Genomic DNA, 20,700 nt, shown 5'->3' on the forward strand with positions numbered 1-20,700 from the left:
ACGGGAAAGCAGGGCTTGCGCCGCCGTACGATGCGGCGGCTGTGGCGTCGGATCAGGCCGACGCCACAGGCACTATCCTACTCGAAGATGGCGAAGAAGTTTCCGGCCGCAGCACCTGCATCATTCGAGCCGCTCCAGTATTCGTCGACGAAATCGTCAAGCGCGCCGACCTGCTGGGGCGTCAGCACGATCGCCTGGTCCGGCACGATGGCGCCGGCGCTCATCAGTTCGGCGCCCTTCTGGGCACAGACATCCAGCTTCGACTTGTCGACGTCGGTGCGCATCGGAACCGAGCCCTTCTTGAGGGCGAATTCGACCTGGATGGCCGGGTCCATGACGACTTCGGCGAGAAGTTTCTGCGCCTTGTCGGTCGCGGCATTGCCGGTCTTCGGGAACCAGAGGGCGTCGGCGATATAGACCATGCCCTTCGACTCCGGCGCGATCATGCAGCCATAATCCTTGCCCGGCTCCTTACCGGCGACGGTAAATTCCCCCTTTGCCCAGTCGCCCATGAACTGCACGCCGGCCTTGGCGGTGATCAGCATGGCGGTCGCGTCATTCCAGTTGCGGCCGGCGGCACCCGCGTCGACATAACCGCGCAGCTTGCCGAGAATTTCGAGGGTCTTCTTCACGCCGTCGACGGATGCCTGGCTCTTATCCTTGTCGACATAGATCTTCAGGAAACCGTCGATGCCGACCTGCGAGAGCAGGATCATGTTGAAGACCTTGGTCTGCTGCCAAGGCTGGCCGCCCCAAGCGACCGGAATGATCCCGGCAGCCTTCAACTTGTCGAGATCGGCGAAGAACTCGTCCCAGGTCTTGGGCTCTTGCGCGATGCCCGCCTTGCCGAAGGCTTCTTTGGAATAGAAGACCCAGCTTTCACCATGGGCGCCTGTCGGAGCGAGATAAACCTTGCCGTCATAGGAAATGAGATCATGGATCGATTTCGGCAGGGCGTCGGCCCATTTGCCGGCAGCGGCGACGTCGTCGATCGGATTGAACAGGCCCTGGCTGACGAAATCGGCGGCGGCGAGGCCGATGACGCCCTGCTTGGCGCCGGGCGCGTCACCGGCGACGATACGGTTCTGGAAGGCGGCATCGGCTGCGCCGAACCCGGCGATCGAGGAATCCTTCCAGACGCCGCCGCGCTTTTCGAACTCGGTCTTGATGACGTTGAGCGCGGCGGCTTCGCCGCCGGACGTCCAGGACGACATGATCTCGATCGTCGGCTTGTCCTCGGCATGCGCCGAGGCAAAAAGACCGGCGAATGCGACACCGGCAAGAAAAAGCTTCATCATGGTCTTCATTGTTCCACCTCTTGAAAATGCCCTCTTGGCGGGGCGTTTGTTGTCTTCGGAATAATATCAGCGATAGATCGGCAGGAGCGCCTGCCGGACGAGCGTGAGCCCGTTGGCGATGTCGCGGACGGGATCCGGCGCGGCATCGAGTTCGAGGATCGCCCAGCCTTCATAGGCCCGGTCGCGCAGCAGCCGGATCCAGGCCGGCCAGTCGACCCGCCCGAGGCCGAAGCCGCAGAAATAGGGCTGGTGGCGTTCGTGGATGTGCTTGTCGATCGGCGTGTCGGCGGGCATCGGGCCGATCGCATCCTTCCAGTGGGCGATGATCATACGCTCGTGATGGCGATCGACGAGCTGGACGGGATCGGAGCCGGCAACGATGATGTGAGCGGTGTCCGGGCACATGTGCACATAGGCCGGATCGGTGAGCATCATCATCAGATCGACGTCGCGCGCGGCGGCAAAGATCGAGTGCGCCTCGGTGTGCAGCGCAAGCCGCACGCCCCTGGCATAGAGGGTCGCGCCGAGCCGGTTCAGAAAATCGGCAATCACCTTGGCACGATCGAAGTCATGGAACTGCACCGGCTGGGCGCCGAGCGTCTGGCGAAGCGGAGCGCCGATCACCATGATGTCGCTGCCGCAGGCTTTCAGGAAGTCGGCATAACGCTCCGCCTTGTCGATCAGCGCGCGCTGGGCCTCGGGCTCGGCGAAATCGCCCGCCGCCTCCAGCTCCGCGAAGAAACCGCTGCACAGCGTCAGGCCGCGTCTTGCCAGTTCGGCGGCGAAGGCGTCGATGGAACCATAGGTCTTGATGGCGTCCTGCCAGTTGAAGGGAGAGAAGGTCAGTTCGACGCCGGTAACGCCCGAGGCCTGGACGCTGTCGAGGATCTTGTCCCAGAAGGCGCGCGGCTCGGCGCGTGCATGATCGATGATCGCATCATGGCTGTCGACGCCCCAGAAGCCGGGATGGAAGAGTGTCACGAGATCGACGCCGAAGCGCAGCCTGTCGCCGGTGGCCATAACCTATCCATTTCTCAAGGCATGACCTACCCGCGTGCGAAAAGGAGAGTTCCGCATCCAATAAGCCATGGATTTTCAACGCATTAAGGAATGGCAATCGTTTGCCATGCCTAGATGATAATCAAGCTGGTTTTTTAAGCAAGCGATTTTTGGCAAACGTTTGCTATAAATTGCCGCCTGCCTTAAAGTTGCAAATCGGAGCATCCGGGAGAGAGAAGTAAAAGTGAACAAAAACAAGGATGTGGCGGGAGAGGATCAGTCAGGCGCCTTGATGGCCGACGTCGCGCGGCTCGCCGGTGTGGCGATATCGACAGTCAGCCGGGCGCTTGCCAATCCCGGACGGGTCAACGAGAAGACGCGCGCCAAGATCAATGCCGCGGCGAGGCAACTGGGCTACACCCCCAACGCGATGGCGCGCGGTCTCAGGGTCGGCAAATCCAACATCATCATGATCATTCTGCCGGGATCGCTCTACTATGGAGCTTCCCAGGTCATTCCGCAGGTGCTGCAGAGTATCAACAAGTCGCTGATCCAGGGCGGCTACAACCTGATGATCGCCAACCTCGATCGCGACGAGACTTCCGAACGACATATTCTCGACCTCGCTTTCGGCGGCAGCGTGCGTGGAGCCATCATCCTGTCGTCGAAGCTTCCGGAGGTTGACGGGCGTTCGCTGGCCAATTCCGGTCTGCCGATCGTGTCGATGCTGCTCGACATGAGCGATGCCGGCCTGCAGAGCGTCGTTACGAACGACCGCGAAGCCGTGCGCGACGTCGCGGCCGAACTGATCCGATTGGGTCATCGACGGTTCTTCTATCTTGCAGGGCCCGAAGGCAATTATCACGATGTCGAGCGTTACGGCGGCGTGCTCGAGGCGCTCGAGGCGGCAGGATTGTCCGAGGACTCGGTGCATCGCTCGGGTGGCCATCTCGATTATCAGCACGGCTTCGACATTGGTGTCCAGGCGGCGGAAGATTTCGCCGAGTTGACTGAGAAACCGACAGCAGTCATCGCGACCAGCGACGACATGGCCATTTCTTTTGTCAGCCGTATCCAGCGAACGGGCCTAAGCATTCCCGGTGACGTGTCCGTCGTCTCCTTCGACGGCTCCCCCGTCTGCGAATTCTGCTCTCCGCCGCTCTCGACGATCAAGCAGCCGGTGGAAGAGATGGGGCGCGCGGCGGTGGATCTCCTGCTCGACGCCATTGGCCAGAGGCAGAATACGGCGGCGGTTCGCACCGTCATCCGCAGCAGCCTGATCTTGCGGGAGAGCATCGCTGCTCCGAAGAATTGACGATGCCGGGACCGGCTACGCACAGGGGGACATGGGAACGCTTGCCGCGGTCAATGATGTCACCGACCCTTTAGTTCACGGTCGGAAAGCCTCGTAACGGCCATGATCCGTCAGAAAAGCATTGTGCGTTCGTTGAACGCATTCATAGACAAACACCGCGGGTAAGCATAAGTTAGCGCTAGGTAATACCTTTAACTAAGGAGGTCTGATGGCATCGCCAACCTCGCTCAAGCTCGATGATGAGCTAAAGGGCCGCGTTCAGCAACTGGCCGAAGCTCGCCGCCGCTCGTCCCACTGGATCATGCGTGAAGCTATCGCGCAATATGTTGAGCGCGAAGAGAAGCGCGAGGCACTGCGGCAGGAGACGCTTGACGCCTGGAATGAATTTAAAGCGACGGGACTGCATGTCACGGGCGCCGAGGTCGAAAAATGGCTTTCGACTTGGGGAACTGACGAGGAATTGTCCGCACCCGAATGCTACAAGTAGTCTTCTCCCCCGCCGCAATCCGCGACCTTGAGCGGCTCCGGGAGTTCTTACGGCTGAAAAACCCATCGGCCGCGAAGCGAGCAGCCGAAACTATCCTCAACGGCTTGAGAGTCCTCGGCGCACATCCCCATATTGGACGCCTCATCGAGGACTTGCCTGAGCAATACCGGGAGTTGCTCATCGATTTTGGAGATAGTGGATACGTCGCCCGTTATCGTATTGATGGCGCCATTTTGACGATCCTCGCCGTACGGCATCAGAAGGAAGCAGGGTTCTGACACGGACGCCATCGCCGACGATAGGTTCCCGCAGGCCGATTGCGCTCCATCAAAACTTCGTCTGACCCCATCAATCGACGCATCGTGCTACGAAAAATCACAACACCGAGCGACTTGAAATATCAGGTCTGCGCGGTGGAATTCTGAAATTCCGAGCACGCACATGGACCTCTCGAAGATCAAGACGCTGATCGACTTTGTCGGACGATCGAACATTACCGAGCTGACCGTGACGGAAAAGGACGTGACGGTGCGGATTTTCCGCACCTCGCCGGGAGAGGCAGCTGTTGCCGAGCCCTCGCAAAAGCCGGAATCGACGACAAGCCCCGTCACCGATGCGCCTTCGAGCGTTGAGAAAACCTCCCATGCGGTGAAGGCGCCCGTCTTCGGCGTGCTGCACAAGGCCCCGGCGCCCGGCGAGCCGCCATTCGTCGCGATCGGTGACGCGGTGGAGGAAGGGCAAACCCTCTTCATCATCGAGGCAATGAAGGTCTTCAACACGATCGCCGCGCCGCGGTCCGGGCGCATCACGCACCTGACCGATATCGACAATGGCGAGGTCGAGACCGGTGACCTGCTGGCGGAGATCGCCTGATGCCGGAGACGCCAGAACATTTCGCTGCCGCAGGGCGCCGTTTCGATACCGTCCTCATCGCCAATCGCGGCGAGATCGCCGCCCGGATTCAGCGCGCCTGCCGCGAACTCGGCCTGAAGACGGTTGCCATCTGCTCCGAGGCGGACAGGCAAGCGCCCTATATCAAGACCGCAGACAGTTTTCTCTGCATCGGTCCGTCGACTGCGGGCAAGAGCTACCTCAATCAGGATGCCATTCTTCTCGCCGCCCGCCTGACCGGCGCGGGCGCCATCCATCCCGGCTACGGTTTTCTGTCGGAAAACGCCGCATTCGCCGGCGCGGTTGAAAAGGCCGGGCTGGTCTTCATCGGCCCGACGGCGTCATCGATCGCGACCATGGGCGACAAGATCGCGGCAAAGCGGGCGATGATGGCGGCCGGCGTCCCCTGCGTTCCCGGCCCGGATAGCGCGCTACCCGACGACCCGGCATCGGTCGAGCGCATCGCACGGGAGATCGGCTATCCCGTCATCGTCAAGGCGTCAGGAGGCGGTGGCGGGCGTGGCATGCGCGTCGTGCTAGAGGCCGGCCAGTTGCATGAAGCGATCGCGCTGACACGGGAAGAGGCGCGCAAGGCCTTCGGCTCGCCCTCGCTCTATATGGAGAAATTCCTCCAGCATCCGCGCCATGTCGAGATTCAGGTCATTTGCGACGACCACGGCAATGCCGTGTGGCTGGGTCACCGGGATTGCTCGATGCAGCGCCGCCATCAGAAAGTGGTGGAAGAGGCGCCGGCGCCCGGGATCGCGCCCGATATCATCCAACCGGTCGGCATGGCTTGCGTAGAGGCCTGCCGCCAGAACGGCTACCGCGGCGTCGGCACGTTCGAATTCCTCTATGAGGACGGCGCCTTCTATTTCATCGAAATGAACACGCGGCTTCAGGTCGAGCATCCCGTCACCGAGCTGACGAGCGGGGTGGATATCGTCCAGGCGCAGATAAAAGCAGCCCAGGGTGACGTTCTGAACCTCATCCAGGGCGAGGTGACCTGCGAAGGCCACTCTTTCGAATGCCGCATCAATGCCGAGGATCCCGACACCTTCCTGCCGTCGGCAGGGGTCGTCACCCATCTGGCTTTGCCGCAGGGGCCGGGCATCCGCGTCGATACGCATATTCATGCCGGCTACAGGGTTTCGCCCTATTACGACTCGCTGATCGCCAAGCTGATCGTCCACGCGCCGACGCGGGCGAAAGCGATGGCCAAAATGTGCGAGGCGCTTGCCGGCACCGAGATCGAGGGCATCGCCACCAACATCCCCTTCCTGCGCGCCCTGTTCGAGGATCACGCCTTCGCGCGCGGCCAGACCGACATCCACTATCTCGAGCAATGGCTGAAGCTGCGGAGGGCGGCGGCGTGAGCGCGATCGATTTCAGCGATCCCACAACCATTGCGTTCCTCACCGACGCGCTGACGGCTGCCGGAGTGGAGGGCCTCGAGATCTCCCGGCCGGACGGACAGCTTCGCATCGTCGTTTCGGGGGAGGGCGCCCGGATCGGCGCGCACGAAGCCGCAGGCCGCGCTCCAGGCCCCACATCGGCGGTCGTGAAGGCGCCGGTTGCCGGACATTTCTGCGCCGCATATCCGGCCGCCCCGGCCGTATCCGGAAATCTGCCGCGCTCCGTATCCGACGCCGATATCCTCGGTTTCGTCAGGGTAGGGCATGTCCTGCTTCCCCTTTGCGCCGGCCGTTCGGGTGTTTTGACCAAGCTGCTTGCCGAGCCCGGCGCCCTGGTCGGCTTCGGCGACCCTCTGTTCGAAATCGAGCTGCCATCATGATCGCCACGACGAACAGACATGCCTCGGGACGCGAAATCGTTCCGGCTACCCAAAGCCGGGCGCGGGTTTCCGCGATCGGCGCCAGATCCTTTCTGCTCGAGGCGCCAGGCGATTTCGATCTCATCGCGCAACGGCGGATCTGGGCGCTGTCCCAGACGGTGAAGGGCTGGACGGACCTTGCCGAAAACATTCCGGGGATGACCAACCTGCTGGTGATCTTCAAGGAGACGCCCGAAGATCCCGATGCGGTGGTCGCCCGGCTGCTGGAGGCATGGGAGAACGCCCAGAGCATCAATCTCAACGGCAAGACCATCGAGATCCCCGTCCATTACGGCGGCGAACATGCGACCGATCTTCCCGCCCTTTGCGATCTCTCGGGGCTCAGCGACCGCGAGGTCGTCCGCATCCATCATGAAGCCACCTATCGTGTCTTCGCCTTGGGCAGCGCGCCGGGTTTCGGTTATCTGCATGGCCTCGATCCGCGCATCTACATGCCGCGAAAAACTGTGCCGTCGCTGAAGATGCCGAAGGGCTGCGTGACCATCGGCGGCATGCAGACCGGCGTCGCCATGCTGACCGGCCCCAACGGCTGGAATTCCATCGGCTTCGCATCACTGCAGATGTTCGACCCAACTTCGCCGACCCCCGCGCTGATGGCGCCGGGAGATACGGTGCGGTTCCTGCCGGCAAGGATCGAGCTATGATCGAAATCTTGGAAAGCGGCCCTTTCAACACGGTGCAGGATCTGGGACGCCCCGGCTATCGCGACATTGGCGTATCGGCGAGCGGCGCCATGGATCCGCTTGCGGTGAGGATCGGCAATATTCTCGTCGGCAATGACGAAAATGCGGCGGTGATCGAGGTGCAGACCTTTCCGTTGAGGCTGCGTTTCGAGCGGCGCACCGTCTTTGCCGTGACCGGCGCCGACGGCCATGTCAGTCTCGACGGATCGGAACTCATTCCCTGGTGCGCCTATACGGCGGAGCCCGGACAGATTCTCCAGCTGCAGCAGCCCCCACGGCTGGCGCGGGCCTATATTTCGGTCGGAGGCGGGCTGGATATTCCCGTGGTCATGGGGTCGCGAAGCACGTCGCTGCGCGGCGGCTTCGGCGGCAATGACGGCCGGCCTCTGGCGAAGGGCGATCGGATTGCAGTCGGCGAGGACTTGGAGATGGCCATGCTACCGCCCACGGGCCTCGCCGTCGTCGAGCCGACCGTGGCACTGCGCGAGGTCTTCCCGGCGCCCGTCGACGGCACGCTGCCGATCCGCGCCCTGCCGGCCGGCGAGCACGATCTTTTTGCTGGAGACGGCGAAGCCTTCTGGAGCCAGACCTGGAAGATTTCCTCGCGAAGCGACCGCACGGGCTACCGTCTGTCCGGCGAGCCGATCACACCGACCGCATCGATCGAGATGCGCTCCCACGGCGTCGTGCCCGGCGTCATCCAGGTTCCGCCCGGCGGCGAGCCGATCGTACAGATGAGCGATGCAAACACTGCCGGCGGATACCCGAAGATTGCCGGCGTGATCGAGTGCGATCTCTGGCGGCTCGGGCAGGCCCGCATCGGCACCCGCCTGAAATTCGTTCGCTCGACGCATGCGGAGGCGCGCAGGGTTGAACAGGCTGTCGCCCGCTATGTCGAAGACGTCAGGCAGACATCCGGGATGGTCAAACGCGCCCTGAAGGCGATGGCTTAAGGCCATCGAAAGGAGGAACTGATGAAAATCGATCTGAATTCCGACATGGGCGAAGGATTTGGTCCCTACCGGCTGTGCGACGACGAATCGATGATGAAAATTGTCTCGTCGGCCAATATCGCCTGCGGTTTCCACGGCGGCGACCCGGATACGATGGGGCGCATGGTGCGGCTGGCAAAACAGAATGGCGTCGGCATCGGCGCGCATCCCGGCCTGCCCGATCGGCTCGGCTTCGGCCGGCGGGAAATACCGTTTCCGGCGGACGAGCTTCGCCAGCAGATGCTCTACCAGCTCGGCGCGTTGATGGCGATCGCCAGAGCCGAGCGGGTCACCGTCTCTCATATCAGCTTCCATGCGGCCATGGGCAATATGGTCAATCGCGATCCTGTGCTCGCCGACCTGATGATGGATGCGATCGCCACCGTCGACGCCAATCTGGTCGTCTTCGTCACGTCAGGCAGCGAGATCCAGCAGGCGGCCAAACGCGCGCGCTTGAAGACGCTGGCGCTTTTCCTTGCGGACCGGGCTTATGACGCCGAGGGCAGACTTGTCGCCCGCGGGCTCGCTGGCGCCCTCGTCAAGGATGAAGCCGCCGTTCGCGCACGCGTACGACAATTCCTCCTCGAAGGAACCGTCACGACGATCGATGGCGCCGTGATCGCGATGCCGGCGCGTTCCATTCTCGTCCACAGTGACACGCCCGGCGCGCTGGAGCTTGCCCGCATCGTGCGCGGCGAGATCGAAGCCACGGGTGCGGCGCTCGCGCCTGCCGCCGAACTCGCCGACTGACATAACCCGATCGCCTGCGGCGGTCTTCCCACTTCAATCTCTCATCGAAGGACCATGTCGATGTCCGTCATCGCAGACCGCCTGAAAAACGTCTCCATATCCGCATCCGCCGCCATGACCCAGCGCGCCCGGGAACTGGCCGCCAAAGGCATCAAGGTCGTCAGCCTTTCGTCCGGCGAGCCGGATTTCCCCACCCCGGCACACGCGATCGAGGCCGCCCATGCGGCGGCACTTGCTGGCGATACGAAATATCCGCCGATGGACGGGACACCGGCGCTCAAAGCCGCGATCATCCGGAAGTTCAAGCGGGACAACAATCTCGACTACGATGCCAGCCAGATCGTTGTGTCGGGCGGCGGCAAGCAGGTGATCTTCAATGCGATGCTGGCAACCTGCAATCCGGGTGACGAGGTCGTCATTCCCACGCCCTCCTGGGTCAGCTATGCCGACATCGTCAAATTCGCCGGCGGCATCCCGGTCGCCGTTCCCTGCCACGAGCAGGCCGGCTTCAAGCTGCGTCCGGAGGATCTGGAGGCGGCGATCACGCCGCGCACCAAATGGCTCTTCCTGAATTTTCCGAACAATCCGACCGGGGCAGCCTGCTCCCGGTCGGAGATGGCCGCCATCGCCGAGGTCATGCTGCGTCATCCCAATGTCTGGATCATGACCGACGACATCTACGAACACCTGGTCTATGACGACTTCCAGTTCTGCACCATCGCTGAAGTCGAACCCAGGCTCTATGAGCGCGTCCTGACGATGAACGGCGTCTCCAAGGCCTACGCGATGACCGGCTGGCGGCTCGGTTTTTGCGCGGGGCCGAAAGATCTGATCTCGGCCGTCAGCAACGTCAACGGCCAGAATGGCGGCGGCATCGCCACACTCACCCAGGCGGCCGCAACCGCGGCCCTCGACGGGCCTCAGGATCTCTTGAAGGAGCGTGCCGCGATCTACAGGGAAAGACGCGATTTCGTCCTCGACAAATTGTCTGAGGTGGAAGGGTTGCGCTGCCATAAGCCCGAAGGCGCCTTCTATATCTATCCCAACATATCGGGGCTGATCGGCAAGACCAGCAAGGGCGGGCGCAAGATCGAGACCGATGTCGATTTCGTTATGGCGCTCGTCGACGAGCATCATGTCGCGACCGTGCAAGGCGCGGCTTACGGAATGAGCCCCTTCTTCCGTATTTCGTACGCGACAAGCATGGAAAAACTTGGCGAGGGCTGCGCCCGTATCGCTGACTTCTGTAAAGATATGCGCTGAAGGGGCGGCGCCTCAGTCCTTCAGCCGCGCCGTCAGCTCGACAAGGATGTCGCGGACGGCAAGGGCCGGTTCCGACAGGGGGTTCTGGTCGGAAACGCAAAGCGACAGGGTTTCCTCGATGCGAGGCGAGACGAGCCGGCAGATCAGCGGCTCGCTCGATTCCGAGACGATGCGATCGGCGATGGCTTTCGGCATGATGGTCGCGCCGAGACCGCTGCCGACCGCGCGGGCCAGCGTCCGGACGATTTCGACTTCCGCCACGACCTTCAAATTAGTGCGGGTGCGGGTGAAGGCGGTATCGACCGCGCGGCGGACGAAATTATAGGCCGGCGGCAACAGCAGCGGTATTCCGTCAAGCGCGTTGACCGGAACGGGTTTCGCATCCGCTTCGATGGAAAAATCCCGGTGGGCGACCAGGAAAAACTCTTCGCTGAGGATCGGTTCGAACCGTACGCCCTTGATCGGCCCAGTGCCATGCAGAAGCGCCATCTCCAGCCGGCCGTTCATGATCATCTGGCTATAGGTCTGTCCGACGCTTTCGGTCAGATGCAGCAGGATGCCGGGATGCCGTTTGCGGGTTTCCGCCAGCAGGTCGACCGAGAGGGTCGCCGCGCTGCTGAACGGCACGAGGCCGACGGACACGCGCCCGGCCAGCGAATTGCCGGCGGCCGATGCATCGGCTTGCGCCTGCTCCATCTGCCGGAGGATAATCTGCGCATGGCGATATACCGCGTGTCCGGCATCCGTCATGCTGACGCCCTGCTGGCTGCGGATCAGCAGCTTGTGGCCGAAATGCTCTTCCAGCGCCGCAAGCTGCTGGCTCAGAGCCGGCTGGGCGATATGCAAAAGATCCGCCGCTCGCGTGATGCTGCCGCTGTCGACGATCACGATGAAAGATTTGAGGCGTCTGATGTCCATGGGGATCGGGGTACCATTCTGATCTGCGAGTTGCATGTTTGCAGACGCGCATTGCTTTTGCAACGCGAGGCCGTCTGAGACGAGGCTGCGAGAGAATGCCGGCGTCGCCGCTTTCTCTTCTTCAGCAGGGGGCACCCGCTCCATAACCGTTGCTTATTGCTCCAGAGATAATCGGTCTTAGGCAAGGGGTTAAAGCTTCGCTACTGTCTCTAACAACAACAAGGGAACGACAATGCCATTCTCCGACTACAAGACCGCACTGGTGACTGGCGCATCCTCCGGGATCGGCGCAGCCGTGGTTGAGCGGCTTCGTCGGGAGAACATCGAAGTCCATGCCGTTGCCCGCAGCGCCGAAGCGCTGCAGCGGCTGGCCGAGCGCACGGGCTGCATCGCCCACGCTATCGATGTGACCGATCGGCCGGCCATGGCCGCGCTCGCGCGTCGGGTGGAATTCGACATTCTCGTCAACAATGCCGGCGTCGACCGGCCGAAAAAGTTCCTGGAAGCCGACGAGGGCGATATCGATCTCATCGTCGACGTCAATCTCCGGGCGGTTCTGCATCTCTGCCGCCTGGTCGTGCCGGGCATGGTGGCGCGAGACCGCGGCCACGTCATCAACATCTCGTCGATCGCCGGCGCCTATAATTTCGGCGGCAACTCATCCTATCACGCCACCAAAGCAGGCGTGAGCATGCTGTCCAACCAGCTGCGCATCGACGCTTTCGGCAAGCGGGTGCGGGTCACGGAAATCTGCCCCGGCCGGGTCGCCACGGACATTTTCAATCACGTCCACGGCAATGATCCCAGCATTCGGGAACGGTTCATCGACGGTTTCGAACTGCCGCAGGCCGCCGATATCGCCGACGCGATCGCCTTCGCCATATCGGCTCCGGTCGCCGTCAACATCGGACATATGGAGATCACGCCGACACTGCAGGTCATGGGTGGCCTGCAGACCGCAAGACCGCAGCCGAAGACAGATCCATCCGGGGAGCCAACTCCGTGAGCGGTTTCGACCTTTCGGCAATCCTGGGAAATCCGGAATATGCCGCCATGCTGCTGCATGGCATCGAAATGACCTTCATCATCTATGCCGGGTCCTGGTCGCTGGCAATGGCGCTCGCACTTCTGCTGCTGTGCGTACGCCTGTCGCCCTTTCGCTTCGGCGATCCGTTGGTCGCCGCTTACGTATCCTACCACCGCAACGTCCCGACGCTGGTTCAGCTCATGCTGTGGTATTTCGGGATTTTCACCCTGATGCCGAACGGGGTCGCGACATGGCTGGCGAGCCACAATGCCGAGGCGATCTTTGCGGTGATCGGGCTCGGGCTCTGCCAGGCAGCCTATTTCAGCGAGGATCTTCGTTCGGGCGTGCGCTCGGTCGGTCCCGGCCAGATGCAGGCGGCCCGTGCGCTGGGCCATGGCTACGTCTCGGCGATGCGTTTCGTCATCATGCCGCAGGGCGTGCGCAACGCGCTGCCGCCGCTCATCAATCACAGCGTCTCCCTGTTCAAGAACAGCAGTCTCGCCGTCGTCATCGGCGCGTCGGAACTGACGCATGCCGTCAAGGAAATCGAAAACCTCAGCTTCCGCACCTTCGAGATCTATCTGATCGGCACGGTTCTCTACCTCTTCTTCTCGCTCGTGATCATGAGCATCGGCGCCTATCTATCGATGCGCGCAGATCCCGCCAGGAGTGCGCGCGCATGATCCAGGACATGATCGCCATCGTCCGCGACTACTGGCTGCTGCTCTTGATCGGCCAATATCCGAACGGACCGCTCGGCGGGCTCGCCAATACGCTGATCCTTTCGGCGCTCAGCATCACTCTGGCTTTTCCGGCCAGCATCCTCTTCGCGCTGGCGCGGCTCTCCAAGTCGCCGCTGCTGCGCTGGCCTGTCACCGCGCTTGTCTATTTCACCAGGGGCGTGCCGCTCTTGATGCTCATCCTGTGGAGCTATTTCCTGGTTCCGCTCTTGACCGGTGCCGACGTGCCGAGCTTCGTCACCATGCTGACGACGCTCGTGGTTTATCAGAGCGCGTTTCTCAGCGAAGTCGTCCGTGCGGGCATCGTGGCACTCGGACCGGGCCAGATGGATGCGGCGCGTGCGCTCGGCCACGGCTATATGGGCGCAATGCGCTTCATCATCCTGCCGCAGGCGCTCTACAACATGATCCCGAGCATTCTCTCCACCTTCGTCTCGACGATCAAGGACACGACGCTCGGCTATGTGATCAACGTGCCGGACCTGACCTTTGCGGCAAGCCAGGTCAACAACCAGCTCCTGACGCAACCCTTCCAGGTCTTCCTCATCCTGGCGATCGTCTACTTCGCCATCTGCTGGACGCTCACCTACTTCGCAAATCGCCTCGAGCGCAGCATCACGCGGCGGCGCGCAGGACTTTCCGGCCTTCCTGCCGCCTCCGTGGTCACGCCGTCGAAAATCGTATCGGAGCAGCTATGACAATGTCGGTTTCAGCACGGGAAACACAGACGATCCGGCTTTCGCAGGTCTGCAAGAGCTATGGCGACTATCCGGTCCTGAAGGACATCGATGCGCAGGTGGCGCGCGGCGAGGTCGTGGTCATTTGCGGCCCGTCCGGCTCGGGAAAGTCGACGCTGATCCGCACGATCAATCGCCTCGAGGAGATCAACAGCGGGTCGATCACGCTCGACGGGCAAAACATTCATGCCGCCATGCGGGCTGGCGAACTTAACGCGATGCGCAGCCGGATCGGCTTCGTCTTCCAGAACTTCAACCTGTTTCCGCATCTTTCGGTCGCCGAAAACGTATCGATGTCGCCGATCCGGGTGAAGGGCGTGGCGCCCGATGTCGCGCATGAAAAGGCCCTCAAGCTCCTCGATCGTGTCGGCCTCGCCGACAAGGCCCGAGCCTATCCCGGTCAGCTGTCGGGCGGCCAGCAGCAGCGGGTGGCAATCGCCCGTGCCCTTGCCATGGAACCGCCGGTGATGCTCTTCGACGAACCGACGAGCGCGCTCGATCCCGAGATGGTCGGCGAAGTGCTGGCCGTCATGAAGAGCCTGGCATCCGAAGGCATGACTATGCTCTGCGTCACCCACGAAATGGGTTTTGCCCGCGACGTCGCGGATCGGATCTGGTTCATCGATGCGGGCCAGATCATCGAAATGGCGACCCCCGAGGAATTCTTCAGCAATCCGCGCCATCCCCGGGCTCAGCGTTTCCTCGCTGATCTCCGGCACTGATACCAACCACCAAAAACAAAGGAGAACAGCAATGAACTGGAAATACCTGACCCTCACCGCCGCATTTGCCGGCCTGGCGGCCGCCGTGCCCGCAAAAGCCGATCAGCTCGACACCATCCTGTCGGCGAAAACCCTGCGCTGCGCGACGTTTGCCGACGTTCCGCCTTTCGCTTCTCCTGATCCGAAGACCCGCGAAATGGCCGGCTTCGACGTCGATCTGTGCGGCGCCATCGCCAAGGAATTGGGCGTCAAGGCCGAGATCAAGCCGGTTTCGGTCGAGGCCCGCGTGCCTGAGGTCAAGCTCGGCCGCGTCGACATCACCGTTGCCAACCTTGCCTATACGCTCAGCCGCGCCGAACAGATCCAGTTCAGCGATCCCTATTATCTCGCCAAGGAAATGCTGATCGTGCCGGCGGACGATGCCGGCAAGACGAAGGCCGATTTTGCCGGCCAGCGCATCGCCTCGACCAAGGGCTCGACCTCGGAAATGTCGATCAAGCTCAACAAATCCGACCCGCTGACCTTCCAGGATACCGCCTCTGCCTATCTCGCCGTCCAGCAGGGCAAGGCGCGCGGCATGGTCGCCAACACGATGACGACGACCAAGTTCGTCAATGAATCGAAGAGCAAGGGCAAGCCAATGCGGATGATCGAGGAGCCGATGCTCTATCAGCCGATCGGCATCGGCATGGCCAAGGACCAGCCGGCGCTGACCGCCAAGATCAACGAGATCCTCCACAAGCTCGACGAGTCTGGTGAGATCAACAAGATCTGGGACAAGTGGCTCGGCCCCAGCACCGAATACAAGATGACCCGCACCGACAAGGTCGTACCGCTCGCGCAGCTGAAGTTCGACCCGATCCCCTAGAGCATGATGCCGAAAAATGTGAGCGGTTTTCGGACGACATCATGCTCTAATTCTTTGATCTAGATACGGATTCAGATTTTAGGCCGACCGGCCTAAAATCATCCGGATCTAGGACCTCGGCGTTCTCCGATAACAATGTCCAAATGAAATCAGACGGCGGGACATGCCCGCCGTCGGCCAACGAAGGGAGGCATCCATGATCCATATTAAAGATATTGCCGAACGGCCAAGCAAAGCCGATATCGACGCCGTTTCGAGATTTTCGCCCGCGACGATCCACGAAGCCCAGGGGCGCCGCGGAGCCCTTTCCTCCCGTCTGAAGCCTGTCGACTACCGGATGAAACTCTGCGGTCCGGCCTTTACGGTGAAATGCGCGCCGCGTGACAACATCATGCTGCAGCTTGCGATCAACTACGCAAAGCCGGGCGATATCATCGTCGTATCGGCCGGCGAATATGAAGAGGCCGGATCCTTCGGCGATGTCCTCGCCAATGCCTGCCTGGCAAAGGGCATCGGCGGTCTGGTGACCGACACCGGCGTCCGCGACACGCTTCAACTGAGGGAGCTTGGCTTCCCGGTCTTCTCGCTCAGCGTCTGCATCAAGGGCACGGTGAAGGAAACCATTGCGGCGGTGAACGACACGATCATCGTCGGTGGTGAAATCATCCATCCCGGCGACATCATCGCCGGCGATGCCGACGGCCTGGTGGTCGTGCGTCGCCAGGAAGCGCAGGAAGTCGCCAGGCTGTCACAGGCCCGCGAAGATGCCGAAGCCGGCTATATCGCCGCCTACAAGGCAGGGAAATCGGTCATCGAGGTCAGCAATCTCGAACCGGTGCTGAAAGCCAAGAGTCTCGTCGTCGACATCTGACGCGACACCGCAATAGCGATCAGCCCTGCCGCATTATAGGGCGGCTGGCCTTTTCGGCCTGCCGCCCTATGCAAACCGGGCGGTTCAAACGCTTTCGGGCGTAATCGTTTCGAAGGGAACCACGCGCTGAAGGATGGTTGTGCTGTCGCGGTGTTCCAGCGCTGCGATCATCGTGGCGATCAATTCGTCCGATATCTGATCCAGTGGATGGCACAATGCCGCCATGATCAGGCCTTCCGTCAAGCCCTTTCGCGTTTCCGGGCCGATGTCGCGGCAGACGACCCTGACCTTATCTCGCTTTTCGACCGGCGCTTCGCGAAGCGCGCGCAGCACGCCGGAGATCCCCCCTCCGACAATGAAAATGCCTCTGAGGTCATCGAGTTCGGAAAGCAGCTGGCTGACGATCCGGTAGGCTTCTTGCGGCTCCTCATGTGTCGGTCTGCTGTCATCCACCTGAAGATGGCGCGCGTGCTCGCGCATATAGGATCGAAAGCTCGCATCGGAGACATCCTGGCACTGATAGCGATGATTGCCGATGAAGACGGCGATCCGGCCGGGCATCGGCGTGGTCTGAGCCAGAAACCATGCGGCGGTCCGCCCGAGTTTCCAATTGTCGGTGCCGACGAAGCCGGCGCGATCCCGGGCGGACTGATCGGTTATATAGGCAACAACCGGCTTTCCCCTCTCCTTGAGGGATTGGATGGTCTGCCCGATTAAAGGGTGGTCACCCGCAATGACAGCAACGGCATCACAGCGTTTGCCAAGCGCTTCGAGACGATCTGCAATATTTTGTGGCTCGAGGACATCGACGAAATCGACCACAGCCACGACTTTCTCGTGCTGGCGTCTCGCGGCCGCCTCCGTGATCTTGGAGCCGAACAGCCGGTAGAGCTCACGGCTCGACTGCTGGAGAAGAAAGCCGAAACGATAATTCGGCAGGAGCCGCTGCCTGCGGTCCTCGATCACGCCGCGGCCATAAAATCCAATCTCTTCCGCGGCATTTTGCACCCTCTCGATCGTTTCCGCACGCACTGCGCCGGTACCTCCGAGGATGCGGTTGACCGTGGCGATGCTGACGCCGGAGGCCTGGGCAAGATCGGCAATGGTCGGTCTCTTCATGATATATTTCATTCCATTTTCGGATGAAATGAAATGATACATTAATTTCATCTAAACGCAATAAACATTCCATTTTCAGCGGTCGGTTGATACAAATATTCCAGCGAGTTGGGAGCCTTGCTTTGAGGAATTGTTACTCTCGACCGCCTTTTTGGGAGGAAATCATATGAGTTTTTCAATGCGCGCCGTACGCGGGCTGCTGGCTGGCGCTGTTGTCGTTCTTGGCGCTTCTTCTGTCATGGCCGCGAATATTGCTGTCGTCGGCGGCAAGACCGATGACGAATTCTGGAGCCGCATCAAGAAGGGCGTCGATGACGCCCGGCTCGTCGTCGAGAAGAACGGCGGCTCCGTCAGCTATCTGCAGCTGCAGACCTACGACAATCTCGGGCCTGACGCCGCCCAGCTCGTCCGCACGGCCATCAGCCAGGGCGTGACCGGCATCGTGGTGCCCGACTGGGTGCCCGAGGCGGAAGACGAGGCCATCAAGGCTGCCGTCGCTGCGGGCATCAAAGTCATCCTCATGAATGCCGGCAACATCGACAAAGCTCGCGAGCTTGGCGCGATCAACTATGTCGGCTCGGATGAATACACGGCCGGCAAGGCAGGCGGCGAATATTTCGCGTCCAAGGGTGCGAAAAATGTCATTTGCGTCAATACGCTCCCGGGTGCGGCAAACCAGGAGGCGCGTTGCAAGGGTGTCATCGACGGCATCACCGGAAAGGGCGGCGCTGGCAAGCAGCTGCCGTTGCCGGCGACCAGCTTCGGCGATCAGACGGCAATCGCCGAGGCCGTCAAGGCGACACTGCTCCAGGACGACACCATTGACGGCGTCCTCAATGTTGGGGCTTCTGACGCTGATGCAGCTGCAAGCGGGATCGCTCAGGCGAATAAAGTCGGCAAGGTCGCGCATGGCACCTTCGACCTGAATGCCTCGGGGCTTGCCCGCATCAAGGACGGTTCGCAGACCTTTGCGATCGACCAGCAGCCTTACCTGCAGTCGCTGCTGGGGGTTTCGCTTCTCGCCTCGCATATCGACTACGGCACCAACCTGCCGACCGCACCGGTGCTGACCGGCCCGGGCATCGTCGATGCGGCGAACATCGACGCCACCCTGGCCGGCGTCAAGGAAGGCGCTCGCTAATCGTTCGAAACGGGCTCCGGCCCGCGGGATATCCGCGGGTCGAAGTTTATCGAGCGTGCGGACCACCGCGTCCGCACGCCTGGAGATTCACGCCCAGACTGGGATAGGCATATGAACAATCTTTCATTCGGCAACCTATTGCGCCGTCCCGAGGCGGGCGCATTCCTCGGACTTGTCGGCGTCCTCGTGTTCTTCGTCGTGTTCGGCAGCACCAAATTCCTGGAGCCCGCCGGCGCCGCAAGCTGGCTCAACGTCGCCGCCAATCTCGGCATTATCGCTCTTCCCATCGGACTTTTGATGATCGCAGGCGATCTCGACATTTCGATTGGCGCGATGATCCCCGCCGGCTCCATGACTGTCGCGGTCCTCTCGGGCTACTACGATCTTCCCATATGGGTCGGAATGCTCGGTGCGCTTGCCTTCGGCCTCATCGTCGGGCTGGTCAACGGCTACCTCGTCGTGCACACGGCCGTACCTTCGCTGATCGTAACGCTCGGCACCCTCTTTGCTGTACAGGGCCTGATGCTTGGCACCTCGGTTCTCGTAACCGGCACGACGAGTGTGGCGCTGACTGCCGACCCCTGGGCAAAGTTCCTTTTCGGGCAGTTCCTGGCCGGGTCGTTTCAGGTGATCATTTTGTGGTGGGTGGCCATCACCGCAATCTTCATCTTCTTCATTCACTTCTCGCCTTACGGGAACTGGATTTTCGCGATGGGTGGAGACAAGGTCAGTGCCCGCAACGCCGGCATTCCGACGACCCGTCTGACGATGGTCCTCTTCGTCCTCTCGGCGATGAGCGCCTCCTTCGTCGGCATGTGTCAGGCCATCCTGTTCAATTCCGCGCAGGTTTCGGGCGGAATGACATTCATCTTCAACTCGATCATCTCGGTCGTCGTCGGAGGTGTGCTGCTGACCGGAGGGTTCGGGTCGGTGATCGGGATCTTCTTCGGCACGATCACCTTCGCCGTCGTCAACCAAGGTATCTATTTCACGACCTTCGACCGCAATTGGTCGAGCCTGATCATCGGCGTGATGCTGCTCGTGGCCGTCCTCATGAACAATACGTTCCGCCAGATGGCGCTGACCTATTCACCCAAGAAGAAGAAGTGAGAGCTGAGACATGGCTGGCCCAATTCTTGAACTTGAAAACGTCAACAAGTCCTTCGGCCCGATCGATGTGCTCTACGACATCACGTTGAGCGTCCATCCCGGTGAAGTGCTTTGCCTGCTGGGTGACAACGGTGCAGGAAAGTCCACCCTGATCAAGACCTTTGCCGGTGTCTACAAGCCGACGAGCGGCGCGGTGAAGTTCGAAGGTCAACCCATCGTCTTCCAGAATCCGCGCGAAGCCGCAGACCTCGGCATCGCGACGGTCCATCAGTTCGGCGGCACCTTTCCGCTGATGAGCATCGGCCGTTCGTTCTTCGTCGGGCGGGAGCTGACCAAGGGCTTCGGCCCGTTCAAAATCTACGACCGCAAAGCCGCAAATGAAATCGCGGTCAAGGCCGTGCGCGAGTTCGGCATCACCCGCATCGACGATGGCGATCGTCTAATCGGCGGTCTGTCGGGCGGGGAGCGGCAATCCCTGGCAATCGCCCGAGCCGTCCACTTCGGCGCCCGGGTGCTGATCCTCGACGAGCCGACCGCCGCTCTCGGCGTCAAGGAGGCGGCGCACGTGCTGCGTATCGTCCTGGAAGCGCGCCGTCGCGGCCTCGCCGTCATTTTCATCACTCACAACGTCATTCACGCCATGACTGTGGGAGACCATTTCGCGGTGCTCATCAAGGGTGCGAAGGCGGCCGATTTCCGCAAGGGCGAAAAGACGCGCGAAGAGATTACCGACCTGATGGCAGGAGGCGAGGCCATGGCCGAACTCGAAGCCGAGATCGAGGCGTACTCGACGGCGCACAGCGGACACCCCCCGCCGGTCTGACCGACCGCCGCCGCAGATGAACTCCAGAAACTCTAAAGAGCTCGCCTACCCCGGCGGGATGGCCCAGCACAATCATCGGACGGGTAACAGC

The 20,700-nt window shown here is 61.5% G+C and carries 23 protein-coding genes; 19 read left to right on the forward strand and 4 right to left on the reverse strand.

Annotated elements, in window-relative coordinates:
- Positions 1-77: 77 nt before the first annotated feature.
- Both QMO82_RS00420 and QMO82_RS00425 read right to left on the reverse strand, forming a co-directional pair.
- Complete coding sequence (locus QMO82_RS00420) at positions 78-1,307, reverse strand: ABC transporter substrate-binding protein (RefSeq protein WP_183610270.1); 1,230 nt, start codon at positions 1,305-1,307, stop codon at positions 78-80.
- 57 nt (positions 1,308-1,364) lie between these two features.
- The gene (locus tag QMO82_RS00425) at positions 1,365-2,318 is read right to left on the reverse strand and encodes a sugar phosphate isomerase/epimerase (RefSeq protein ID WP_183610271.1); all 954 of its coding nucleotides are present in this window, start codon (positions 2,316-2,318) and stop codon (positions 1,365-1,367) included.
- A 223-nt stretch (positions 2,319-2,541) separates the two neighbouring features.
- On the opposite strand from QMO82_RS00425, the gene QMO82_RS00430 reads away from it, so the two are divergent.
- The 10 genes from QMO82_RS00430 to QMO82_RS00475 all read left to right on the forward strand — a co-directional run bounded on the left by QMO82_RS00430 (position 2,542) and on the right by QMO82_RS00475 (position 10,533).
- Entirely contained in the window at positions 2,542-3,612 is a 1,071-nt protein-coding gene (locus QMO82_RS00430) for a LacI family DNA-binding transcriptional regulator (protein WP_183610272.1), read from the forward strand.
- 208 nt (positions 3,613-3,820) lie between these two features.
- Positions 3,821-4,099 (forward strand): CopG family ribbon-helix-helix protein, encoded by a 279-nt coding sequence (locus QMO82_RS00435; protein ID WP_183610273.1) that lies wholly within the window; start codon positions 3,821-3,823, stop codon positions 4,097-4,099.
- Complete coding sequence (locus tag QMO82_RS00440; RefSeq protein WP_183610274.1) at positions 4,087-4,377, forward strand: type II toxin-antitoxin system RelE/ParE family toxin; 291 nt, start codon at positions 4,087-4,089, stop codon at positions 4,375-4,377. The genes QMO82_RS00435 and QMO82_RS00440 overlap by 13 nt, the downstream gene beginning before the upstream one ends.
- A gap of 163 nt (positions 4,378-4,540) precedes the next feature.
- The gene (locus tag QMO82_RS00445) at positions 4,541-4,972 is read left to right on the forward strand and encodes an acetyl-CoA carboxylase biotin carboxyl carrier protein subunit (RefSeq protein WP_183610275.1); all 432 of its coding nucleotides are present in this window, start codon (positions 4,541-4,543) and stop codon (positions 4,970-4,972) included.
- On the forward strand, positions 4,972-6,366 hold the full coding sequence (locus QMO82_RS00450) for an acetyl/propionyl/methylcrotonyl-CoA carboxylase subunit alpha (protein ID WP_183610276.1): 1,395 nt from the start codon (positions 4,972-4,974) through the stop codon (positions 6,364-6,366). The genes QMO82_RS00445 and QMO82_RS00450 overlap by 1 nt, the downstream gene beginning before the upstream one ends.
- Positions 6,363-6,785 (forward strand): acetyl-CoA carboxylase, encoded by a 423-nt coding sequence (locus tag QMO82_RS00455; RefSeq protein WP_183610277.1) that lies wholly within the window; start codon positions 6,363-6,365, stop codon positions 6,783-6,785. Before QMO82_RS00450 ends, QMO82_RS00455 begins: the two co-directional genes overlap by 4 nt.
- A complete protein-coding gene (gene pxpB, locus QMO82_RS00460; RefSeq protein ID WP_183610278.1) occupies positions 6,782-7,489 on the forward strand; it encodes a 5-oxoprolinase subunit PxpB in 708 nt (235 codons plus the stop codon). Before QMO82_RS00455 ends, pxpB begins: the two co-directional genes overlap by 4 nt.
- Positions 7,486-8,481 (forward strand): biotin-dependent carboxyltransferase family protein, encoded by a 996-nt coding sequence (locus QMO82_RS00465; protein ID WP_183610279.1) that lies wholly within the window; start codon positions 7,486-7,488, stop codon positions 8,479-8,481. Before pxpB ends, QMO82_RS00465 begins: the two co-directional genes overlap by 4 nt.
- A 21-nt stretch (positions 8,482-8,502) precedes the next feature.
- Positions 8,503-9,270, forward strand: a complete 768-nt coding sequence (locus tag QMO82_RS00470) for a 5-oxoprolinase subunit PxpA (RefSeq protein WP_183610280.1) — start codon at positions 8,503-8,505, stop codon at positions 9,268-9,270.
- 60 nt (positions 9,271-9,330) lie between these two features.
- Entirely contained in the window at positions 9,331-10,533 is a 1,203-nt protein-coding gene (locus QMO82_RS00475) for a pyridoxal phosphate-dependent aminotransferase (protein ID WP_183610281.1), read from the forward strand.
- A gap of 12 nt (positions 10,534-10,545) precedes the next feature.
- Here QMO82_RS00475 and nac read toward each other — a convergent pair whose 3' ends face one another.
- A complete protein-coding gene (nac, locus tag QMO82_RS00480) occupies positions 10,546-11,451 on the reverse strand; it encodes a nitrogen assimilation transcriptional regulator NAC (RefSeq protein WP_183610282.1) in 906 nt (301 codons plus the stop codon).
- A 232-nt stretch (positions 11,452-11,683) separates the two neighbouring features.
- Between nac and QMO82_RS00485 the strand changes: the two genes are divergently transcribed.
- The 6 genes from QMO82_RS00485 (at position 11,684) to QMO82_RS00510 (ending at position 16,416) form a co-directional block, all read left to right on the forward strand.
- Entirely contained in the window at positions 11,684-12,457 is a 774-nt protein-coding gene (locus tag QMO82_RS00485) for an SDR family oxidoreductase (protein WP_183610283.1), read from the forward strand.
- The gene (locus QMO82_RS00490; protein WP_126907786.1) at positions 12,454-13,161 is read left to right on the forward strand and encodes an amino acid ABC transporter permease; all 708 of its coding nucleotides are present in this window, start codon (positions 12,454-12,456) and stop codon (positions 13,159-13,161) included. The genes QMO82_RS00485 and QMO82_RS00490 overlap by 4 nt, the downstream gene beginning before the upstream one ends.
- On the forward strand, positions 13,158-13,916 hold the full coding sequence (locus tag QMO82_RS00495; RefSeq protein WP_183610284.1) for an amino acid ABC transporter permease: 759 nt from the start codon (positions 13,158-13,160) through the stop codon (positions 13,914-13,916). The genes QMO82_RS00490 and QMO82_RS00495 overlap by 4 nt, the downstream gene beginning before the upstream one ends.
- Positions 13,913-14,677 carry an amino acid ABC transporter ATP-binding protein gene (locus tag QMO82_RS00500; protein ID WP_183610285.1) on the forward strand — a complete coding sequence of 255 codons (765 nt, stop codon included), beginning with the start codon at positions 13,913-13,915 and terminating at the stop codon, positions 14,675-14,677. Before QMO82_RS00495 ends, QMO82_RS00500 begins: the two co-directional genes overlap by 4 nt.
- Before the next feature lie 31 nt (positions 14,678-14,708).
- On the forward strand, positions 14,709-15,545 hold the full coding sequence (locus QMO82_RS00505; RefSeq protein ID WP_183610286.1) for an ABC transporter substrate-binding protein: 837 nt from the start codon (positions 14,709-14,711) through the stop codon (positions 15,543-15,545).
- Between the two features lie 196 nt (positions 15,546-15,741).
- The gene (locus tag QMO82_RS00510; RefSeq protein WP_183610287.1) at positions 15,742-16,416 is read left to right on the forward strand and encodes a 4-carboxy-4-hydroxy-2-oxoadipate aldolase/oxaloacetate decarboxylase; all 675 of its coding nucleotides are present in this window, start codon (positions 15,742-15,744) and stop codon (positions 16,414-16,416) included.
- Positions 16,417-16,500: 84 nt separating this feature from the next.
- On the opposite strand, the gene QMO82_RS00515 is transcribed toward QMO82_RS00510, so the two are convergent.
- Entirely contained in the window at positions 16,501-17,538 is a 1,038-nt protein-coding gene (locus QMO82_RS00515) for a LacI family DNA-binding transcriptional regulator (protein WP_183610378.1), read from the reverse strand.
- Between the two features lie 163 nt (positions 17,539-17,701).
- On the opposite strand from QMO82_RS00515, the gene QMO82_RS00520 reads away from it, so the two are divergent.
- The 3 genes from QMO82_RS00520 (at position 17,702) to QMO82_RS00530 (ending at position 20,609) form a co-directional block, all read left to right on the forward strand.
- Entirely contained in the window at positions 17,702-18,676 is a 975-nt protein-coding gene (locus tag QMO82_RS00520; protein ID WP_183610288.1) for a substrate-binding domain-containing protein, read from the forward strand.
- Between the two features lie 111 nt (positions 18,677-18,787).
- Positions 18,788-19,786, forward strand: a complete 999-nt coding sequence (locus QMO82_RS00525) for an ABC transporter permease (RefSeq protein ID WP_024320315.1) — start codon at positions 18,788-18,790, stop codon at positions 19,784-19,786.
- Between the two features lie 10 nt (positions 19,787-19,796).
- Positions 19,797-20,609 carry an ATP-binding cassette domain-containing protein gene (locus QMO82_RS00530; RefSeq protein WP_129421274.1) on the forward strand — a complete coding sequence of 271 codons (813 nt, stop codon included), beginning with the start codon at positions 19,797-19,799 and terminating at the stop codon, positions 20,607-20,609.
- Positions 20,610-20,700 lie beyond the last annotated feature (91 nt).

Origin of the sequence: Rhizobium sp. BT04 (assembly GCF_030053135.1) — a bacterium.
Classification (GTDB): Bacteria; Pseudomonadota; Alphaproteobacteria; order Rhizobiales; family Rhizobiaceae; genus Rhizobium; species Rhizobium binxianense.

What these genes read in the sequence shown, in the direction of transcription:
- QMO82_RS00485 (WP_183610283.1), top strand. Translation starts at nt 11,684, where the DNA reads ATGCCATTCTCCGACTACAAGACCGCACTGGTGACTGGCGCATCCTCC.
- QMO82_RS00435 (WP_183610273.1), top strand. Translation starts at nt 3,821, where the DNA reads ATGGCATCGCCAACCTCGCTCAAGCTCGATGATGAGCTAAAGGGCCGC.
- QMO82_RS00425 (WP_183610271.1), bottom strand. Translation starts at nt 2,318, where the DNA reads ATGGCCACCGGCGACAGGCTGCGCTTCGGCGTCGATCTCGTGACACTC.
- QMO82_RS00450 (WP_183610276.1), top strand. Translation starts at nt 4,972, where the DNA reads ATGCCGGAGACGCCAGAACATTTCGCTGCCGCAGGGCGCCGTTTCGAT.
- QMO82_RS00530 (WP_129421274.1), top strand. Translation starts at nt 19,797, where the DNA reads ATGGCTGGCCCAATTCTTGAACTTGAAAACGTCAACAAGTCCTTCGGC.
- QMO82_RS00465 (WP_183610279.1), top strand. Translation starts at nt 7,486, where the DNA reads ATGATCGAAATCTTGGAAAGCGGCCCTTTCAACACGGTGCAGGATCTG.
- pxpB (WP_183610278.1), top strand. Translation starts at nt 6,782, where the DNA reads ATGATCGCCACGACGAACAGACATGCCTCGGGACGCGAAATCGTTCCG.
- QMO82_RS00525 (WP_024320315.1), top strand. Translation starts at nt 18,788, where the DNA reads ATGAACAATCTTTCATTCGGCAACCTATTGCGCCGTCCCGAGGCGGGC.
- nac (WP_183610282.1), bottom strand. Translation starts at nt 11,451, where the DNA reads ATGGACATCAGACGCCTCAAATCTTTCATCGTGATCGTCGACAGCGGC.
- QMO82_RS00420 (WP_183610270.1), bottom strand. Translation starts at nt 1,307, where the DNA reads ATGAAGACCATGATGAAGCTTTTTCTTGCCGGTGTCGCATTCGCCGGT.
- QMO82_RS00505 (WP_183610286.1), top strand. Translation starts at nt 14,709, where the DNA reads ATGAACTGGAAATACCTGACCCTCACCGCCGCATTTGCCGGCCTGGCG.
- QMO82_RS00475 (WP_183610281.1), top strand. Translation starts at nt 9,331, where the DNA reads ATGTCCGTCATCGCAGACCGCCTGAAAAACGTCTCCATATCCGCATCC.
- QMO82_RS00440 (WP_183610274.1), top strand. Translation starts at nt 4,087, where the DNA reads ATGCTACAAGTAGTCTTCTCCCCCGCCGCAATCCGCGACCTTGAGCGG.
- QMO82_RS00500 (WP_183610285.1), top strand. Translation starts at nt 13,913, where the DNA reads ATGACAATGTCGGTTTCAGCACGGGAAACACAGACGATCCGGCTTTCG.
- QMO82_RS00445 (WP_183610275.1), top strand. Translation starts at nt 4,541, where the DNA reads ATGGACCTCTCGAAGATCAAGACGCTGATCGACTTTGTCGGACGATCG.
- QMO82_RS00495 (WP_183610284.1), top strand. Translation starts at nt 13,158, where the DNA reads ATGATCCAGGACATGATCGCCATCGTCCGCGACTACTGGCTGCTGCTC.
- QMO82_RS00520 (WP_183610288.1), top strand. Translation starts at nt 17,702, where the DNA reads ATGAGTTTTTCAATGCGCGCCGTACGCGGGCTGCTGGCTGGCGCTGTT.
- QMO82_RS00470 (WP_183610280.1), top strand. Translation starts at nt 8,503, where the DNA reads ATGAAAATCGATCTGAATTCCGACATGGGCGAAGGATTTGGTCCCTAC.
- QMO82_RS00510 (WP_183610287.1), top strand. Translation starts at nt 15,742, where the DNA reads ATGATCCATATTAAAGATATTGCCGAACGGCCAAGCAAAGCCGATATC.